General features: G+C 43.9%; 15 protein-coding genes. 12 read left to right on the forward strand and 3 right to left on the reverse strand.

Annotation, left to right across the window (positions count from 1 at the left end):
- Position 1: 1 nt before the first annotated feature.
- Positions 2-703 carry a hypothetical protein gene (locus MN869_RS14235; protein WP_243308368.1) on the reverse strand — a complete coding sequence of 234 codons (702 nt, stop codon included), beginning with the start codon at positions 701-703 and terminating at the stop codon, positions 2-4.
- 162 nt (positions 704-865) lie between these two features.
- On the opposite strand from MN869_RS14235, the gene MN869_RS14240 reads away from it, so the two are divergent.
- Together MN869_RS14240 and MN869_RS14245 are read left to right on the forward strand one after the other, a co-directional pair.
- Positions 866-2,893: a capsular polysaccharide biosynthesis protein gene (locus tag MN869_RS14240; protein WP_243308370.1), complete on the forward strand. Its 2,028-nt coding sequence runs from the start codon at positions 866-868 to the stop codon at positions 2,891-2,893.
- A 9-nt stretch (positions 2,894-2,902) separates the two neighbouring features.
- Complete coding sequence (locus MN869_RS14245; protein WP_243308372.1) at positions 2,903-4,090, forward strand: capsular biosynthesis protein; 1,188 nt, start codon at positions 2,903-2,905, stop codon at positions 4,088-4,090.
- Positions 4,091-4,136: 46 nt separating this feature from the next.
- Here the strand turns inward: MN869_RS14245 and MN869_RS14250 are convergent, their stop codons facing one another.
- The gene (locus tag MN869_RS14250; protein ID WP_171552377.1) at positions 4,137-4,604 is read right to left on the reverse strand and encodes an Lrp/AsnC ligand binding domain-containing protein; all 468 of its coding nucleotides are present in this window, start codon (positions 4,602-4,604) and stop codon (positions 4,137-4,139) included.
- Positions 4,605-4,743: 139 nt separating this feature from the next.
- On the opposite strand from MN869_RS14250, the gene MN869_RS14255 reads away from it, so the two are divergent.
- Genes MN869_RS14255 through MN869_RS14270 form a run of 4 tightly spaced genes read left to right on the forward strand, consistent with a single transcriptional unit; the run spans position 4,744 to position 8,994 of the window.
- Positions 4,744-6,000, forward strand: a complete 1,257-nt coding sequence (locus MN869_RS14255; protein ID WP_016542536.1) for a D-amino acid dehydrogenase — start codon at positions 4,744-4,746, stop codon at positions 5,998-6,000.
- Between the two features lie 24 nt (positions 6,001-6,024).
- On the forward strand, positions 6,025-7,128 hold the full coding sequence (alr, locus tag MN869_RS14260; protein ID WP_243308373.1) for an alanine racemase: 1,104 nt from the start codon (positions 6,025-6,027) through the stop codon (positions 7,126-7,128).
- 9 nt (positions 7,129-7,137) lie between these two features.
- Positions 7,138-7,500: a RidA family protein gene (locus MN869_RS14265; protein WP_243308375.1), complete on the forward strand. Its 363-nt coding sequence runs from the start codon at positions 7,138-7,140 to the stop codon at positions 7,498-7,500.
- Positions 7,501-7,557: 57 nt separating this feature from the next.
- The gene (locus MN869_RS14270) at positions 7,558-8,994 is read left to right on the forward strand and encodes an amino acid permease (protein ID WP_243308381.1); all 1,437 of its coding nucleotides are present in this window, start codon (positions 7,558-7,560) and stop codon (positions 8,992-8,994) included.
- Positions 8,995-9,058: 64 nt separating this feature from the next.
- Here the strand turns inward: MN869_RS14270 and MN869_RS14275 are convergent, their stop codons facing one another.
- On the reverse strand, positions 9,059-9,940 hold the full coding sequence (locus tag MN869_RS14275; RefSeq protein WP_243308382.1) for a LysR family transcriptional regulator: 882 nt from the start codon (positions 9,938-9,940) through the stop codon (positions 9,059-9,061).
- A gap of 165 nt (positions 9,941-10,105) precedes the next feature.
- On the opposite strand from MN869_RS14275, the gene MN869_RS14280 reads away from it, so the two are divergent.
- The 6 genes from MN869_RS14280 (at position 10,106) to MN869_RS14305 (ending at position 17,226) form a co-directional block, all read left to right on the forward strand.
- Complete coding sequence (locus tag MN869_RS14280) at positions 10,106-11,623, forward strand: CoA-acylating methylmalonate-semialdehyde dehydrogenase (protein ID WP_243308384.1); 1,518 nt, start codon at positions 10,106-10,108, stop codon at positions 11,621-11,623.
- Positions 11,624-11,634: 11 nt separating this feature from the next.
- Entirely contained in the window at positions 11,635-12,525 is an 891-nt protein-coding gene (gene mmsB, locus MN869_RS14285) for a 3-hydroxyisobutyrate dehydrogenase (protein WP_243308394.1), read from the forward strand.
- A gap of 80 nt (positions 12,526-12,605) precedes the next feature.
- A complete protein-coding gene (locus MN869_RS14290; protein ID WP_243308396.1) occupies positions 12,606-14,255 on the forward strand; it encodes an AMP-binding protein in 1,650 nt (549 codons plus the stop codon).
- A gap of 10 nt (positions 14,256-14,265) precedes the next feature.
- Positions 14,266-15,393: an acyl-CoA dehydrogenase family protein gene (locus MN869_RS14295; protein WP_243308484.1), complete on the forward strand. Its 1,128-nt coding sequence runs from the start codon at positions 14,266-14,268 to the stop codon at positions 15,391-15,393.
- Positions 15,394-15,414: 21 nt separating this feature from the next.
- On the forward strand, positions 15,415-16,188 hold the full coding sequence (locus tag MN869_RS14300) for an enoyl-CoA hydratase (RefSeq protein WP_016542545.1): 774 nt from the start codon (positions 15,415-15,417) through the stop codon (positions 16,186-16,188).
- A 12-nt stretch (positions 16,189-16,200) separates the two neighbouring features.
- Positions 16,201-17,226: an enoyl-CoA hydratase/isomerase family protein gene (locus MN869_RS14305; RefSeq protein WP_243308398.1), complete on the forward strand. Its 1,026-nt coding sequence runs from the start codon at positions 16,201-16,203 to the stop codon at positions 17,224-17,226.
- Positions 17,227-17,232: the final 6 nt, after the last annotated feature.

The raw sequence follows: 17,232 nt of genomic DNA on the forward strand, positions 1-17,232 counted from the left end.
ATTACTCAATAAATGAATTAACTTGTTTTTGATAATGGTGCCAATAACTTGAAAACTGGCAGTTTTTATATTTTGAAAAACAGGGTGTTCCTAAAGTATAGTGATAAATATATTGTTTAGAGGGGCTTATTTCTTGATTTTCTTCATCAGCTAACACATTCCAACCTTTTTCCAGTTCGCCTATTTGTTGGTTATTCAGCCAACTAAAACGATGTAAGAACGCTCCTGTTGTTTGGTCGATATAGTCAGGAGTCAGAGTCCTATTGGATGGATGACTACAATTCCAAAGGATCACGCTAGACCAATTTTTTCTAGGGTAATCAAGATTAGTTGCACCTTTAAATTTTTCTGAACTGGATGTTTTGTAATCATGTTTTACGACTTTGACAGCCCAGTCATCTGTAGATTGAAACTTGGAAAATAAGTCTACAATGTCATTATTGATTACCATATCGCCATCTAGAAATAATGCTATACCTGAATATTCCATTAAATAAGGGACTAAAAATCTAGAAAAAATAAATTGGTTGGATGGTGGGTAATTAGAAGGAAATTGTACTGAGGCTAGTGTAGGCAATGCTTTGGAATAAAGTGGATGTATTGCCAATGGCTTGGAGCTATGCCGAATTAAGCTTTCACAACAGACATGATAAGCAATCGTTTCATTTATATCGTAGCCAATAAATACATGAATTGTACCCAAAATAAAGCCCCTATATTTATTTTTATAACCTAAATGTATGTAATTAAAAGATATTGAAATTCAACATTTAGTAGAGGTATGTTAATAGAATTACTTAATTTCTGTCTACCTCTACGGTTTATAATATGATGAACAGGTTAAGGTGTGATAAATAGGGTTTACATGATTCTATGTTCCAAAAAAATAAGAAAAATTCCAGCGATTGAGCAATTTGTTGGAGAAGAAGTGAGTTCATTGATGAGTCGTTTCTGGAAAGAATCTCAAAATTTTGGAGGATGGGGTAGAAAACCAAGTTCTTTCCGTGCTGAAAAACATGCACAAAAATATGAAACAGAATCTGTTTGTTTAGAGGATGGATTTATCCGCTCCTTGGGGCTAGGTAAACAAGGATCTCCACCACTTTCGATAGTTTTGGATCGGTCTGGTATTTATTTTGATGCATCACAAATATCAGATTTAGAAAAACTAATTGTCGAAAACAACTTTTCTAAGCAACAATTGGAGAGATCTCAAGCTTTAATTAAGCGTATGGTTGTCCAAGGTATTACTAAATACAATCTACAGTATGAGCCGCTTGATTCATCAATCTTTCATAATAAGAAAAATATTCTAGTTGTTGATCAAACATTTGGTGATCAATCCATTCATTATGCAATGGCATCAACGGATCGTTTTCATACTATGTTACATCGTGCTATTGCGGATCATCCTGATGCAACGATTTGGGTAAAGATCCACCCGGATGTAATTGCAGGAAAAGCAACAGGGCATTTTTCATTTAACGATCTTACTTCTCCAAATATAGAATTATTAAAAGAGAATTATAATCCAATCGAACTGTGTAAACAGATGTCAGAAGTTTATGTGGTGAGTTCACAATTGGGTTTTGAAGCATTGCTGTGTGGCAAACCAGTACATTGTTTTGGCTGGCCTTGGTATGCGGGCTGGGGACTAACACAGGATTGCCAAGATTTACCAGATTCTCTTAAAACGAGAAGAAATATATCCCGATCTCTTGAGCAATTGTTTGTAGCCGCATATCTAAATTATGCAAAATATGTCTCACCTGTTTCACAGCGGCGCTGTGAATTAGAGGAGGTTATAGACGTTTTGATCCCAAATATTGAATTTCAAAAGCAATTAACAGCCTCATCTGTGGTGGCCTATGGTTTCAGCCGATGGAAAAAAAGTTTTATCAAAGATTTTTTAGCTTTTCCTCATATCACACTACGTTTTAGGCAATGGTTGAAGCCCAAGAAGGATCAACCGATTGTTGCTTGGGGGAAAAAAGCTGCCTTATTAAAACAGCAAGGATTTCAACAAGTTTGGACAGTTGAAGATGGCTTTTTGAGATCATTGGGGCTAGGTGCTAAATTAATTCGCCCATATTCGTTGGTTTTTGATGATATTGGGATTTATTATGATGCATGTCACCCATCTCGTTTAGAGAATTTGTTAAATCAAGTTCAATTAAATGAAGATCAACTGTATCGAATTCAAAGCTTAATTCAAAAAATTATTCAAAATAAATTAACGAAATATAATGTTGGCCAGGCATTGCCTGAAGCATCTCAAATTATTGATCCTGATAAAAAGGTAATTTTAGTTGTTGGACAGGTTGAAGATGATTTATCGATACAGTTAGGTGGTTACGACATCAAAACCAATTTAGATTTGATCAAGGAAGTTCGTAGCAATAACCCTAACGCTCATATTATTTATAAGCCTCACCCAGATGTAGAAAGCGGATTAAGAAAAGGAAAAATCATATGGGATGAGATTAAGGATCTTGTAGAGCATATCGAAGTCAATCAATCTATCATCACGCTCTTTGAACATATCGATGAACTGCATACCATCACTTCTTTATCTGGGTTTGAAGCACTTTTAAGAAATATTACAGTATACTGCTATGGCATGCCTTTTTATGCAGGTTGGGGTTTGACGTGTGATCGCCATTCTTGTGAAAGACGGCAACGAAAATTAACAGTTGAAGAGCTAGCTTTTTGTGCATTAGTGGAATATCCCATCTATAATCTGCCGCAGACAAACCCGATGCAGATTCCATTGGTTACGCCTGAGCTTGTCATAGAGCATCTATGTAAATTACAGCAAAGGGCAGGGAAATCTCCATCAAGTGTTTGGTCATGGATGTTTACACGTTTACGTGCATTGAAAATAAAATTTTAGGGTTAGATATTGTCTATATATTTAGATGAACTATTGGCTGCCAAGAAAGTTGTGTTGTTGCAAGGGCCAATAGGAGCATTTTTTACTGATTTATCAGATTGGCTTGCAACTAAAAATATTGAATGTTTTAAAGTCAATTTTAATGCGGGGGATTGGCGTTACTATAATCGCCGTCCCAATATCTGGCATTATCAAAAAAAAGCAGAATTTTTTGAGGTTTGGCTTGCTCAAAAAGTTGAAGAGCATGGGATTGATGCGTTAATTTGTTTTGGGGATTGTCGTTTCTATCATCAACAAGCGAATAAAATTGCAAAACGTTTAAATATCAAATTTTATGTGTTTGAAGAGGGTTATATTCGCCCAGACTACCTGACCTTTGAAGAGGGTGGGGTCAATAATTTTTCTAATTTCCAGCAACATTTCTTCGAAGATAAGAATAGTAGCTCTAAAGAAACTCATTGTGAAGCAAGTGAAAACCATTACCATCGAATGATTTGGAATGGTTTTCAATATTACCTGTGTTGGGCTTTGTTGTTTTGGCTTTACCCATTTTATCAACACCACCGGGGTTATAACCCTCTACAAGAGTTTAGTTATTGGTTTATAGCGATGTTACGTCGCTTTAAAAATCATTTAGTAGAACCTAAGCGTTTTCAATCATTTATTCAAGAAAATGATAAAAAGTACTTTATCTTTACTTTACAAGTGCATAATGATTCTCAAGTCCGTATTCACAGTCATTATAAAGATGTAAGAGATTGCATTGATGAAGTGATAACATCTTTTGCCCAACATGCCGAGCAAGAAAAACACTTGGTGTTAAAGCATCATCCCATGGACCGTGGCTATCGTCATTATGGCCAGTTAATTAAAGAGATATCAAAAAAATTAGGGGTTGAGGATCGTGTTCACTATTTTTGTGATATCCATTTACCCACTTTATTGAAACATGGATTGGGCCTCGTTACGATTAATAGTACTACAGGGATTCAAGCTCTCTACCATCATCTTCCAGTAAAAACTTTAGGCCATTCACTTTATGATTTACCTGGTCTAACAGCTCAGATGGACCTCGACCAATTTTGGCAGAACCCTCAAGCACCGAATGGAGCAGTGTTCCGTGTATTCAGAGAAAAACTGATTGAGATTACCCAATTGAATGGGGCTTATTATGGTAAAAACTTCTGGATGAAATAATAAAAGTCCTGACTCTAGGGCCTTTTTATTGCATCTCAATTAGGTGCTACACCCCCATATCCAAATATAAAGACTCTTTGACCTCTTCCATCACAATATAGCTATGTGAAGAGGCAGAGGCCGGTAGTTTTTTTAATAAATCACCCAAGAGGCGGCGATAGGCACTCATTTCCTTTAAGCGTGCTTTGACCAGATAATCAAACTCACCTGAAATCAGATGACATTCCAGTACTTCTGGAATATCAACTAAATCCCGTGCCACCTGATCAAATACATCGCCGGATTTGGCTGATAGTTTGATTTCCAGAAACACCAACAGGCTACGATCGACATAAGCGGGGTTGAGTCGAGCATAGTAGCCGACAATAATGCCTTCGCGCTCCAAACGTTTCACTCGTTCTGAGCAGGGCGTGGTGGACAGGTTGACCCGTGAGGCCAACTCACTGATGGCAATTCGGCCTTCACGTTGCAAAATATCTAAAATCTGGCGATCAATCCGGTCTAATTTACGCATAGAAAATTCCCTTTTATTTTCATTTTTTCGCGACGAAAATATTAAATTACCTAGATTATAGTCATAAAATCAGTGAAAAAAACTATTGATCCAAAAATATACTAGTTAAATAACCTAGTGTGTGCTTGAGGGATCTATTATGCGCGTAATCGTTTTAGGAAGTGGCGTCATTGGTGTGGCAAGTGCTTATTATCTTGCACAACAAGGTGCGCAAGTGACGGTACTTGACCGTCAATCAGGACCTGCCAAAGAAACCAGTTTTGGTAATGCAGGTCAAATCTCCCCAGGATACTCAACCCCATGGGCAGCACCGGGTATCCCTTTTAAAGCAGTCAAGTGGATGTTCCAGCATCACGCACCATTAGCGATCAATATTGATGGCAGTATGTGGCAGTTGCAGTGGATGGCACAGATGCTGAAAAACTGTAATCCACAAAGCTATGCGGTGAACAAAGAACGCATGATGCGTGTGGCAGAATACAGCCGTGACTGCTTACGTGATTTAAGAGCAGAAACTGGCATCAACTACGAAAACCGCTCGAAAGGTACCTTACAAGTGTTTCGTAGCGACGCGCAACTTGAAGCGGTACAACGTGATATTCAAGTATTGCAAGAATGTGGTGTCGACTTCGCGTTATTGAATGCCCAAGAATTGGCGAGTGTAGAGCCGGCTTTAGCCCATACCGATAAACTGGTCGGTGGCTTACATTTACCGAATGACGAAACCGGCGATTGCTATTTATTTACCAATGCCTTGGCAAAGCTTGCACAAGATTTGGGTGTGGAATTCAAATTCGATCAAAATGTCGAAAACCTGATTGTTGAAGGTGATGAAATCAAAGGCGTCAAGGTCAATGGTGAGGTTCTCACTGCGGATCGTTATGTCTTGGCCTTTGGTAGCTACTCTCGTGACTTCCTGAAACCATTGGAACTGAATTTACCTGTTTACCCAGTCAAAGGTTATTCACTGACGATTCCGATTGTAGAGCCAAAATTTGCACCACAATCAACGGTCTTGGATGAAACCTACAAAGTTGCGATTACTCGTTTTGATCAACGAATTCGTGTTGGTGGTATGGCAGAATTGAGTGGCTTCAACCTTGGATTGAATCAAGATCGCCGTGCCACCTTGGAAATGGTGACTCAGGACTTGTTCCCAGGCGGTGATCTCGCTCAGGCTTCATTCTGGACAGGCCTACGTCCAATGACCCCAGACAGCACGCCGATTATTGGTGCAACTCAGTACAAGAACCTGTTCCTGAATACAGGGCACGGCACTTTAGGTTGGACCATGGCCTGTGGTTCAGGCAAACTGATCAGTGATCTGGTTATGAACCATCGCCCTGACATCAGTACCGATGGTTTATCGATTCAACGTTATTCACACGCCGCTTAATTGCACAGACTGGGAAGTTAGAATATGCCTCGTCCAATTACTGCGGTGATCCATGCCCAAGCCTTACGCCAAAATCTTGCGGTGGTGAGGCAAGCAATGCCAAAAAGCAAAGTGTTTGCGGTGGTTAAAGCCAATGCTTATGGGCATGGCATTGAACGTGTTTACGAATCTTTTAAAAGTGCCGATGGTTTTGCCTTGCTCGATCTGGACGAAGCAAAACGTCTGCGGGCTTTAGGCTGGACAGGACCGATTTTATTGTTGGAAGGGATTTTCTCTGCCCAAGACTTGTTTGATTGTGCCCAATACCAACTCAGTTTTACCGTACATAATACGCAACAGGTGGCGTGGATACAGCAGCATGCTTATCCAGCCCAGTTCGATATTTTCCTGAAAATGAACAGTGGCATGAACCGTTTAGGGTTTAAACCACAACAATATCGTGACATTTGGCAGCAGCTGAGCCAGTTGGACAACATTGCCAGCATCACTCATATGATGCATTTCTCCGATGCCGATGGTGAGCGTTTTGGTGAAACGGGTATTGACTATCAATTGCAGCAGTTCGACGCCGCGATTGCAGGCTTGCCTGGGGAACGATCGGTCAGTAACAGTGCTGCAATCTTAAGATATCAAACTCAATTACAGTCGGACTATGTGCGTGGCGGCATCATGCTGTACGGCAGTTCTCCCGATTATCCCAAGCATACGATTCAGGACTGGGGCCTTGCTCCGAGCATGAGCTTGCGCAGTGAGATTATTGCTGTGCAAGAACTCAATGCCAATGAAAGTGTGGGCTATGGTTCCAGCTATGTGGCCGAGCAACCGATCCGAATCGGGATTGTGGCCTGTGGCTATGCCGATGGTTATCAACGTATTTCAGCAACAGGAACCCCTGTTCTAGTCAATGGGATTCGTACCCAAATCATTGGACGGGTCAGCATGGATATGTTGGCTGTAGACCTCAGCCCGATCAGCGATGCCGATGTCGGCAGTGAAGTGGTGCTTTGGGGCCAGTCTAGTTCAGGCACAGTTTTAGCCATTGATGAGGTGGCAGCAGGTTCAGGCACTATCGGTTATGAACTGATGTGTGGCGTGACTGCACGTGTTTCATTTATTACTAAGGAATAAGGATTTCTTATGTCTCATTCAGATATTCAAAAGCTCAATACCAATGAAATGATGAGTGCTGTAACGGTATTCAATCAAGTGGTGTATTTATCAGGACAAGTACCTAAAAATGCCGAACTAGATATTGAAGGTCAAACCCGTGAAGTGTTGGCAACCATTGAACAACTTTTGGCTTCCGCAGGAACTGATAAATCACGTTTATTGTCTGCACAATTATTTTTAAAAGATCTTTCAGATTTCCCTGTGGTCAATACCATCTGGATTGACTGGTTAAAAGGTCATGTTGCACCTTCGCGTGCCACCATTCAGGCAGACTTGGTCAATCCGAAGTGGTTAATCGAAATGAGTCAGCCGTCTTTAAAAGACAGCTAGGGTATGGCGTATAAATCAAGGCTGACTCATTTAGGAAAAAAGTAAAAGGAACTTTATATGACGGTTACATCTCATCAGTCAGAAGGCGAACAGTCGCCCCAAGACTTACAACGTAAACTCTCCAATCGCCATTTGCAGTTGATCGCCATCGGCGGTGCCATTGGTACAGGGCTCTTTATGGGCTCAGGCAAAACCATCTCTTTGGCAGGCCCATCAATTCTGTTTATTTACATGATCATTGGTGGCATGTTCTTCTTTTTGATGCGTGCACTGGGTGAGTTATTACTTGCCAACTTGCATTACAAATCCTTTGTCGATATGGCGCATGATCTGATTGGACCATGGGCAGGTTATTACATGGGCTGGACCTATTGGTTGGGTTGGGTGCTGGTCGGGATTGCCGATCTGGCCGCCGTAATCAATTATCTCACCTTTTGGTTACCCGAAGGCACCATGTTTACTCCAATTGGACAGGCCGCCATTAGCGCAGGCTGTGTCCTGTTTGTACTGTTCTTAAACCTGCTCACCGTGCGCCTATTTGGTGAAATTGAATTCTGGTTTGCCCTGATCAAGATTTTAGCGATTATCGGTTTGATTGGTGTTGGTGGCTATATGATCTTTAGCCATTTCCATGCACCGCATGGTGCTGTCGCTTCGCTCAGTAATGTTTGGTCGCATGGTGGTATGTTTCCAAAAGGTTTGGATGGCTTCTTGGCTGGTTTTCAGATCGCCGTGTTTGCCTTTGTTGGCGTGGAACTGATTGGAACTACTGCTGCTGAAACCAAAGATCCACATAAGAACTTACCCAAGGCCATTAATGCGATTCCGATTCGGATTATCTTGTTCTATGTGTTGGCCTTGTTGGTGGTGATGTCCGTGACACCTTGGAACATTATCCGTGCCGATAAGAGTCCATTTGTGGAATTGTTCTTGAATGCAGGGATTGTGACATCGGCCATCATCATGAATTTGGTGGTACTGTCTTCAGTGATGTCTTCCATGAATAGTGGCGTGTTCTCGACCAGTCGGATGCTGTTTGGTTTATCTAAAGATGGTCAGGCACCCAATGCCTTTGGTCGTTTATCCAAAAGTGCCGTGCCTGCCAATGGTCTGATTTTCTCGTGTGTGTTCATCATGGGTGGTGCAGTACTACAATACTTTGTGCCGAATACCCTTGAGGCTTTCACGCTGGCAAGTTCACTGTGTGTGATTCTATTCATTAGTGTCTGGAGTCTGATCATGGTGTGTTATCTGCGCTACCGTAAATTACGTCCAGAACTGCATGCACAATCAAAGTTTAAAATGCCGGGTGGTGTATTCATGTCTTATATCGTGATTGCCTTCTTGTTATTTGCATTGGTGATTTTGGCACTTGAGCCAGATACCTTAAAAGCCCTATATGTTAGCCCATTGTGGCTGATCATTTTGGCTGTGACCTATCAGCTAATGTATAAACCCCGCATGAAAAAATTGGGTCGTGAATTAGTACAATAATTCATGTCTATTGAGTAAAAAACCGATCTAGATTGATCGGTTTTTTATGGTCTAGCGATTGTGTTTAATCCACCAATAAGTGCTGATATTGATCGGCCTGTTTACGTAGATAATCCCAGACCAGTTTAATACGGGGTTCATGCTGTAAATCGACAAAGGTCAGCATCCAAAAGGTATGGGTATAGCGCACCTGTTGTTCTAATACAGCTTCAAGCTCGGGTTTATCATCGGCCAAAAACTTGGGCAAAATGGCCAATCCTGCACCTGCACTTACTGCAATTTGTTGGGCTAAAATACTACTGCTGCGGAAGTTGGCATTCAGTTTCAAAGGTAAACGTTCCAGACAATATAGCTCAGGGCTATAGACCAGATCATCAATATAATTGACAAAACGATGTGGGGTTAAATCCTGCAAATGCCGAATTGGTGGATGCTGAGTCAGATAGCTTTTGCTGCCATAAATTTTTAAACAATAGTCGGACAAGCGCGTAATGATATAGGGACCTGAGGTGGGCCGTTCAATGGAGACCACAATATCGGCTTCACGATGCGACAGCTTGATCATTTTCGGTACTGGAATCAGGTCAATGGTGAGCGAGGGATATTGTATGGAAAACTCCGCTAACAAGCGTGCCAGAAAGGCGGTGCCAAAGCCCTCAGGTGTGCCAATTCGCACACGCCCTTGCAAAGGTTGATCAGGCTTTTCAATTTGCAGGAAAGCATATTCCATTTGCTCAACCCGTGGCACCAATGCCATTCCTTCCATCGTCAGCTCATAGCCAGAGGCTTCACGCTTAAATAAAGTCACCCCTAAAGCTTGCTCCAACGCCTGAATCCGTCGAGCCACAGTACTGTGTTCTACGCCAATGATCCGTGCCGCATTGGTCAAGGTTTTGGTCCGTGCCAACACTAAAAAAAACTGTAGATGATCCCAATCCACTTTCATTGTTATGGTCTTCCTTGTGCATATTTGCACAACGATCGTGCATTAATTTGCGTTGGTGGTCAAAGCTTTCTTTGCTAGTCTCGAATAAAAGCTGAATAAAGAAAATACGACGATCGATATTTTCTAAACACTGAACACAATAAAAATACGGCCTATGGAGAGGTTATGAACACAATCCAAAATATTCAATTGGAAACAGCCAAGTTACTCATTAATGGCAGTTTTATCGAATCTGAAACCCAACAATGGCAAGACATTATTAATCCTGCAACGCAGGAAGTGATTGGTCGTGTGCCATTTGCGACGGTGCAGGAAGTCGATGCGGCAATTCAATCTGCACAAGCAGCATTTGCATCTTGGCGCCAAACGCCGATTCAGGCACGTATGCGTATCATGCTGAAACTGCAAGATCTGATTCGCGCCAATATGAAGGAGATTGCACAGGTACTGACTGCGGAGCAAGGCAAGACTTTGGCGGATGCGGAAGGCGACATTCAACGCGGTTTGGAAGTAGTTGAGCATGCCTGTTCAGTCGGTACTTTGCAGATGGGTGAATACGTTGAAGGCGTGGCGCGTGGTGTGGATACTTATACCGTACAGCAGCCTTTGGGCGTATGCGCGGGGATTACCCCATTTAATTTCCCTGCCATGATCCCGTTGTGGATGTTCCCAATGGCAATTGTCTGTGGCAATACCTTTGTGTTGAAGCCTTCTGAACAAGATCCGCTTTCGACCATGATGTTGGTGGAACTGGCGATTCAGGCCGGTATTCCAGCAGGGGTACTGAATGTGGTGCATGGCGGTAAAGAAGTGGTTGATCGCCTGTGTACCCATCCAGAGATTAAAGCGATTTCCTTTGTCGGTTCGACCGCAGTGGGCACCCATGTGTATAACCTTGCAGGACAACATGGCAAACGTGTGCAATCGATGATGGGCGCGAAAAACCATGTCGCAGTGATGCCAGATGCCAATAAAGAACAAACGCTGAATGCTTTAGTTGGTGCGGCATTTGGTGCAGCAGGGCAACGCTGTATGGCGTTATCGGTCGCCGTGATGGTTGGTGAAAGTAAACACTGGATTCCCGAGTTGGTTGAAAAAGCTAAAACCTTAACTGTTAATGCAGGGCATGAACCGAATACTGATATTGGCCCTGTGATTTCAAAACGTGCCAAAGCCCGAGTACTGGATTTGATCAATAGCGGGGTCGAGCAGGGTGCAGAACTATTGCTAGATGGTCGTGATGTTCAGGTGTTGGGTTATGAGGACGGTAATTTTGTCGGTGCGACCATCTTTAGTGGTGTAAGCACGGATATGCGGATTTATAAAGAAGAAATCTTTGGACCTGTACTGGCGATTATTTCTGTCGATACGCTTGAAGAAGCAATTGCGCTGATCAATGCCAATCCATTTGGTAATGGTGTGGGATTATTCACGCAAAGTGGCGCAACAGCACGGACTTTCCAGAACCTGATTGATATCGGCCAAGTTGGTATCAATATTCCAATTCCTGTCCCTGTACCGTTCTTTAGCTTTACCGGTTCACGTGGTTCTAAACTGGGTGATTTGGGCCCTTATGGTAAACAGGCGGTGCAGTTCTATACCCAAACTAAAACCATTACCAGTCGCTGGTTTGAAGACAGTCACGAAGTGGGCAGTGTCAACACCACCATCAATTTACGTTAAGGGGATCATGGATGAATATCGCCTTTATCGGTCTAGGCAATATGGGCGGCAGAATGGCCCAAAACCTACTCAAAGCTGGACTTACAGTCTATGGTTATGACCTCAGCGAAGTGGCCATTCAGCACTTTGCCGAGGCGGGTGGTGTGGTGTGTGACAGCCCGCAAGCGGCTGCCAAACAAGCCGATGTGCTGATCAGCATGTTACCTGCGGCCAAACATGTCAAAGAAGTCTATCTCGGTGAAAATGGCGTACTTGAAGTACTGAAAGCAGGCAGCTTATGTATTGACAGCAGTACCATTGACCCGCAAACCATCAAGGACATTGCAGCGGTTGCCCAAAGTAAAAATATCCATATTTGCGATGCGCCTGTTTCAGGCGGCACCATTGGCGCACAAGCGGGGACATTGACCTTTATGGTCGGTGCCAATGATCAGACTTTTGATGAAGTCAAACCTGTACTCAGTCTCATGGGCAAAAACGTGGTGCATTGTGGTGAAGTGGGTGCAGGTCAAATTGCCAAAATCTGCAATAACCTGATTCTTGGGATCTCTATGGCTGCGGTGGCCGAAGGCATGGCGCTGGGGGCGAAACTGGGTATTGATCCAAAAGCCTTGGCAGGGGTGATTAACACCTCAAGTGGTCGTTGCTGGAGTTCTGAAGTCTGTAATCCATGGCCACAGATTAATGAAAATGCACCTGCTTCGCGTGGCTATCAAGATGGTTTTGCGACTCAGTTGATGTTGAAAGACTTGGGTCTTGCGGTAGAAGCGGCAGGACAGGTCAAACAACCGATTGTGTTGGGTGGGATGGTGCAGCAGCTGTATCAGCAAATGTGTATGCGGGGCAATGCGCATCTCGATTTTTCCAGTATTATCCAGCAATACCTGCCGCCAGAGGCATAAAACTTACAGCCAAAGGATGGCTTTATCAATAAATTAAACCCTGTCATGAATAACAATCAAACCAGACTGAGGGAACACAGATGTTGAATTATAAAGAGACGGTACAGGCTTTTGATCTGCAAAGTACAGCAACACAGATGTTGTCAGGTTCAGTCGATGCATTGAATGCCTGTTATGAATGTTGTGATCGCCATGCGCATGACGACAAGATCGCCTTGTATTGGCAAGGAAAAGATGGTCGAAAAGAACAATACACCTTTCGCCAGTTACAGCAATGGTCGAGTCAATTTGCCAATTTCTTAAAATCTCAGGGTGTAAAAGCAGGTGATCGTATTTCAGGATTATTGCCGAGAACACCCGAGCTGTTGGTGACGATTTTTGCGGCATGGCGTATTGGTGCGGTATATCAACCTTTATTTACTGCATTTGGCCCCAAGGCGATCGAGCATCGTTTACAACTGGCACAAAGTAAGTTGGTGGTGACAGATATGGGTAACCGCAGCAAACTGGATGAAGTTGAGCGTTGTCCAGCAATTGTCACGGTTGCCGATCGGCAAGCCACACCGTTAAATCCAAAAGACTTTAATTTCTGGGATGAAGTACAGCAGCAACCTGAGCACTGTGATTTGGTGATGCGAACCCTGCAAGATCCATTTTTATTGATGTTTACCTCGGGGACCACAGGCCCTGCAAAACCTTTAGAAGTGCCGTTAAAAGCCTTATTGGCCTTTGCGCGTTATATGCAAGATGCGGTTGGTTTAAGGGAAGAGGATTCATTCTGGAATATTGCCGATCCGGGCTGGGCATATGGCTTGTACTTTGGTATTACTGGGCCGTTATTTTTGGGTCATGCCATCTTGTTCTATGACGGTGGTTTTAGTACTGACAGCCTGTGTCAAATTGTGAAGGATTATCAGATTACCAATCTGGCGGGTGCACCTACGGCTTACCGCATGATGATGGCAGCGGACCCTGCCCAGATGGCAGCACTGAAAGGCCAGTTCCGTGTAGTTAGCAGTGCCGGCGAGCCGCTAAATCCAGAAGTGATTCGCTGGTTTAAACAGGAGCTAGATGCACCGATTTATGACCATTATGGACAGACGGAGGTGGGCATGGTGGTGTGCAATCACCATGGTTTAAGCCATGAGGTTCGTGCGGGTTCAGCAGGTTTTGCCAGCGCAGGTTATCGTGTTGCCGTGGTCAATGAACAGGGCGAAGAATTGCCCGCAGATACGCCGGGAATTTTAGCCGTGGATATCAGCCAATCGCCGATGATGTGGTTTGGTGGCTATCATGAAACCCGTAAATCACCTTTTATTGGTCAGTACTATTTGACGGGTGATACTGCCGAGTTGCATGCCGATGGCAGCATGAGTTTTGTCGGACGCAGTGATGATGTGATCACCACGTCGGGCTATCGGATTGGTCCCTTTGATGTGGAAAGTGCCTTGCTGGAACACGATGCGGTGGTTGAAGCAGCGGTGATTGGAGTGCCTGATCCAGAGCGGACCGAGGTGGTGAAAGCCTTTGTGATTTTATCGGCAGGGATTCAGCCCTTGGAACAACTGGCGGAAGAACTGAGCCAGTTTGTGAAAAAACGTCTGTCTGCGCATGCTTACCCACGCTTGGTCGAGTTCGTTACCGAACTACCAAAAACCCCAAGCGGTAAAATTCAGCGCTTTTTATTGCGCAATCAGGAAATTGCCAAACAGCAAGCGAAAGCAGTTTAAGGATGTCATGATGCAATTGACTGAAGAACAAGGTCTCATTCGAGATATGGCGAAAAGCTTCGCCCAAGAACAGATTAAACCGAATGCCAGTGACTGGGATCGACAGGGCACTTTCCCAAAAGCAGCACTGGCACAGATGGGACAGCTTGGCTTTATGGGCATGCTGATTCCTGAACAATGGGGTGGTTCCGATACAGGCAATCTTGCTTATGTACTGGCGCTTGAGGAAGTGGCCGCAGCCGATGGTGCCACTTCAACCATCATGAGCGTGCATAACTCGGTGGGCTGTGTGCCGATTTTAAAATTTGGTACCGATGAACAGAAAGAACGCTTTTTAAAACCCTTGGCACAAGGTGAAATGATCGGTGCTTTTGCCCTGACTGAACCGCATACGGGTTCAGATGCGGCAGCGATTAAAACCCGTGCCGTCAAAGATGGCGATGACTATATTCTCAATGGTGCCAAGCAGTTTATTACCTCGGGTGATAATGCAGGCGTGATTATCGTATTTGCCGTGACTGATCCCAATGCGGGCAAGAAGGGTATCAGTGCCTTCCTCGTGCCACGCGAGACACCGGGTTATGAGGTGATTCGAGTCGAAGAAAAACTGGGTTTACATGCCTCGGATACCTGTCAGATTGCCCTCACCGATGTGCGTATTCATAAAAGTCTGATGTTGGGTGCGGAAGGTGAGGGGCTGAAAATCGCCCTTGCCAATCTGGAAGGTGGGCGTATCGGCATTGCGGCACAGGCGGTGGGTTTGGCACGTGCAGCATTGGAAGAAGCCACGCATTATGCCAAAGAGCGTCTGACCTTTGGCAAACCAATTTTTGAGCATCAAGCACTGGCTTTCCGCCTTGCCAGTATGGCGACCGAGATCGAAGCGGCTCGACAACTGGTGCACTACGCTGCACGTCTTAAAGAAGCAGGGCAACCCTGTCTCAATGAAGCTTCTATGGCCAAGCTATTTGCTTCAGAAATGACTGAACGCGTCTGTTCAGCCGCGCTACAGGTGTTTGGAGGCTATGGCTATCTGAAAGATTTCCCGATTGAACGGATCTATCGTGATGCGCGGATTTGTCAGATTTATGAAGGCACCAGCGATATTCAACGTTTAGTGATCGCACGTAGCTTATAACCACATAACAAGGAATTTATGATGCAGTGGCAAACCATTTTATTAAAAAAACACAATGGCGTAGGACTGATTACCCTGAATCGTCCACAAGCCCTCAATGCCTTAAATACTGAGTTGATTAGTGAAATCAATCAGGCGTTAGATGAGTTAGAGAAAGATCGCGAGATTGGCTGTATGGTGTTGGCAGGCTCAGAAAAGGCCTTTGCCGCAGGTGCTGATATTAAGGAAATGGCGGATCTGAACTTTCCTGACATTTATTTTGATGACTTTTTCCATCTGGCCGATCGTATTGCGCAACGCCGTAAACCGTTGATTGCTGCGGTCAGTGGTTATGCGCTTGGCGGTGGTTGTGAGTTGGCATTGATGTGCGACTTTATCTATTGTGCGGACAATGCCAAGTTCGGTTTGCCTGAAATTACCTTGGGGGTGATTCCTGGGATTGGCGGCACACAACGTTTAACTCATGCGATTGGCAAAGCCAAAGCTATGGAAATGTGCTTTACCGCACGGCAAATGGGTGCAGTTGAAGCTGAACAAAGTGGGTTGGTGGCACGGGTATTTAGTAAAGAACAATTACTTGAACAGACTCTGCAAGCCGCAGAAAGCATTGCTGCACGCTCTTTAACGGCCAATATGATGCTGAAAGAAAGTATTAATCGTGCCTTTGAAGTGAATCTGACCGAAGGCTTGCGTTTTGAAAGACGGATGTTCCACTCTATTTTTGCCACATCGGATCAGAAAGAAGGCATGCAGGCTTTTGTGGAAAAACGACAAGCCAAATTTAATCATCGATAAGAGATCAATAAAATGAATATCGAACATCAGTTAATGATTGAGCAAAAAGGTGGTCTTGGCCTGATGAGCTTAGATCGGGTCAAACATTTAAATGCCTTGTCACTGGAGATGATTGAAGGCATCTGTAGCCAACTGGAACTGTGGCGCGATGATGCGTCGATTCAAGCGGTCTTGATCAAATCGAATAGTCCCAAAGCCTTCTGTGCCGGTGGGGATATTCGCTATCTATATGACAGTTATAAAAATGATACCGCTGATTATAAAGGTTATTTTAGTGCCGAATATAAGATGCTGAATCTGCTGCGTGAATATGAAAAGCCTGTGGTAGTGGTGCTTGATGGTTATGTGCTCGGTGGTGGTTTTGGGCTAGCACAAGCATGTCATATTGTGGTGAGCAGTGAAAAATCTCGATTTGCCATGCCTGAAACAGCGATTGGCTTTTTCCCAGATGTTGGTGCGACCCATTTTCTGTCGCGACTAGATGACATCGGCGTCTATTTAGCGATTACAGGTGAGCAGATCAGCAGCAGTGACGCGCTTTATTTGGACTTGATTGACTACCATGTGCCGAGTGACAAGTTAGATGCTTTGCAACAGGTATTGATCAATGAGCCGAATTTAAGCAAACAGAATATTGAGCATATTGTCGCTTGCTTTATTACCCGACCTGCTGAAAGTGAACTGAAGCAGTTGGCAGATGGTATTCGCAAACATTTCGGTTTTCAGCATTTGGACGAAATCGAGCACAGCCTTGCGACTGAGCAGGATGAGCAATTGCAGCCTTGGGCAGAAAAAATGCTCAGCATCTTGCAGCAGCGGTCATTTATTGCCAAACAAACCAGTTTAAAGCTGCAACATTTAGGCCGTGGTCTGTCTTTAGCACAATGTATGCAACTGGAGCGTGACCTACAAGATATCTGGTTTGAACACGGTGACTTTATTGAAGGGGTACGCGCCTTAATTGTCGATAAAGATAAACAGCCGCAATGGCAACAGCGTAACCCAGAATTGGAACAGATTCTGGAAAAACTGAGCTAAATCCAA

This window comes from Acinetobacter sp. NIPH1876 (assembly GCF_022808535.1).
GTDB lineage: Bacteria > Pseudomonadota > Gammaproteobacteria > Pseudomonadales > Moraxellaceae > Acinetobacter > Acinetobacter higginsii.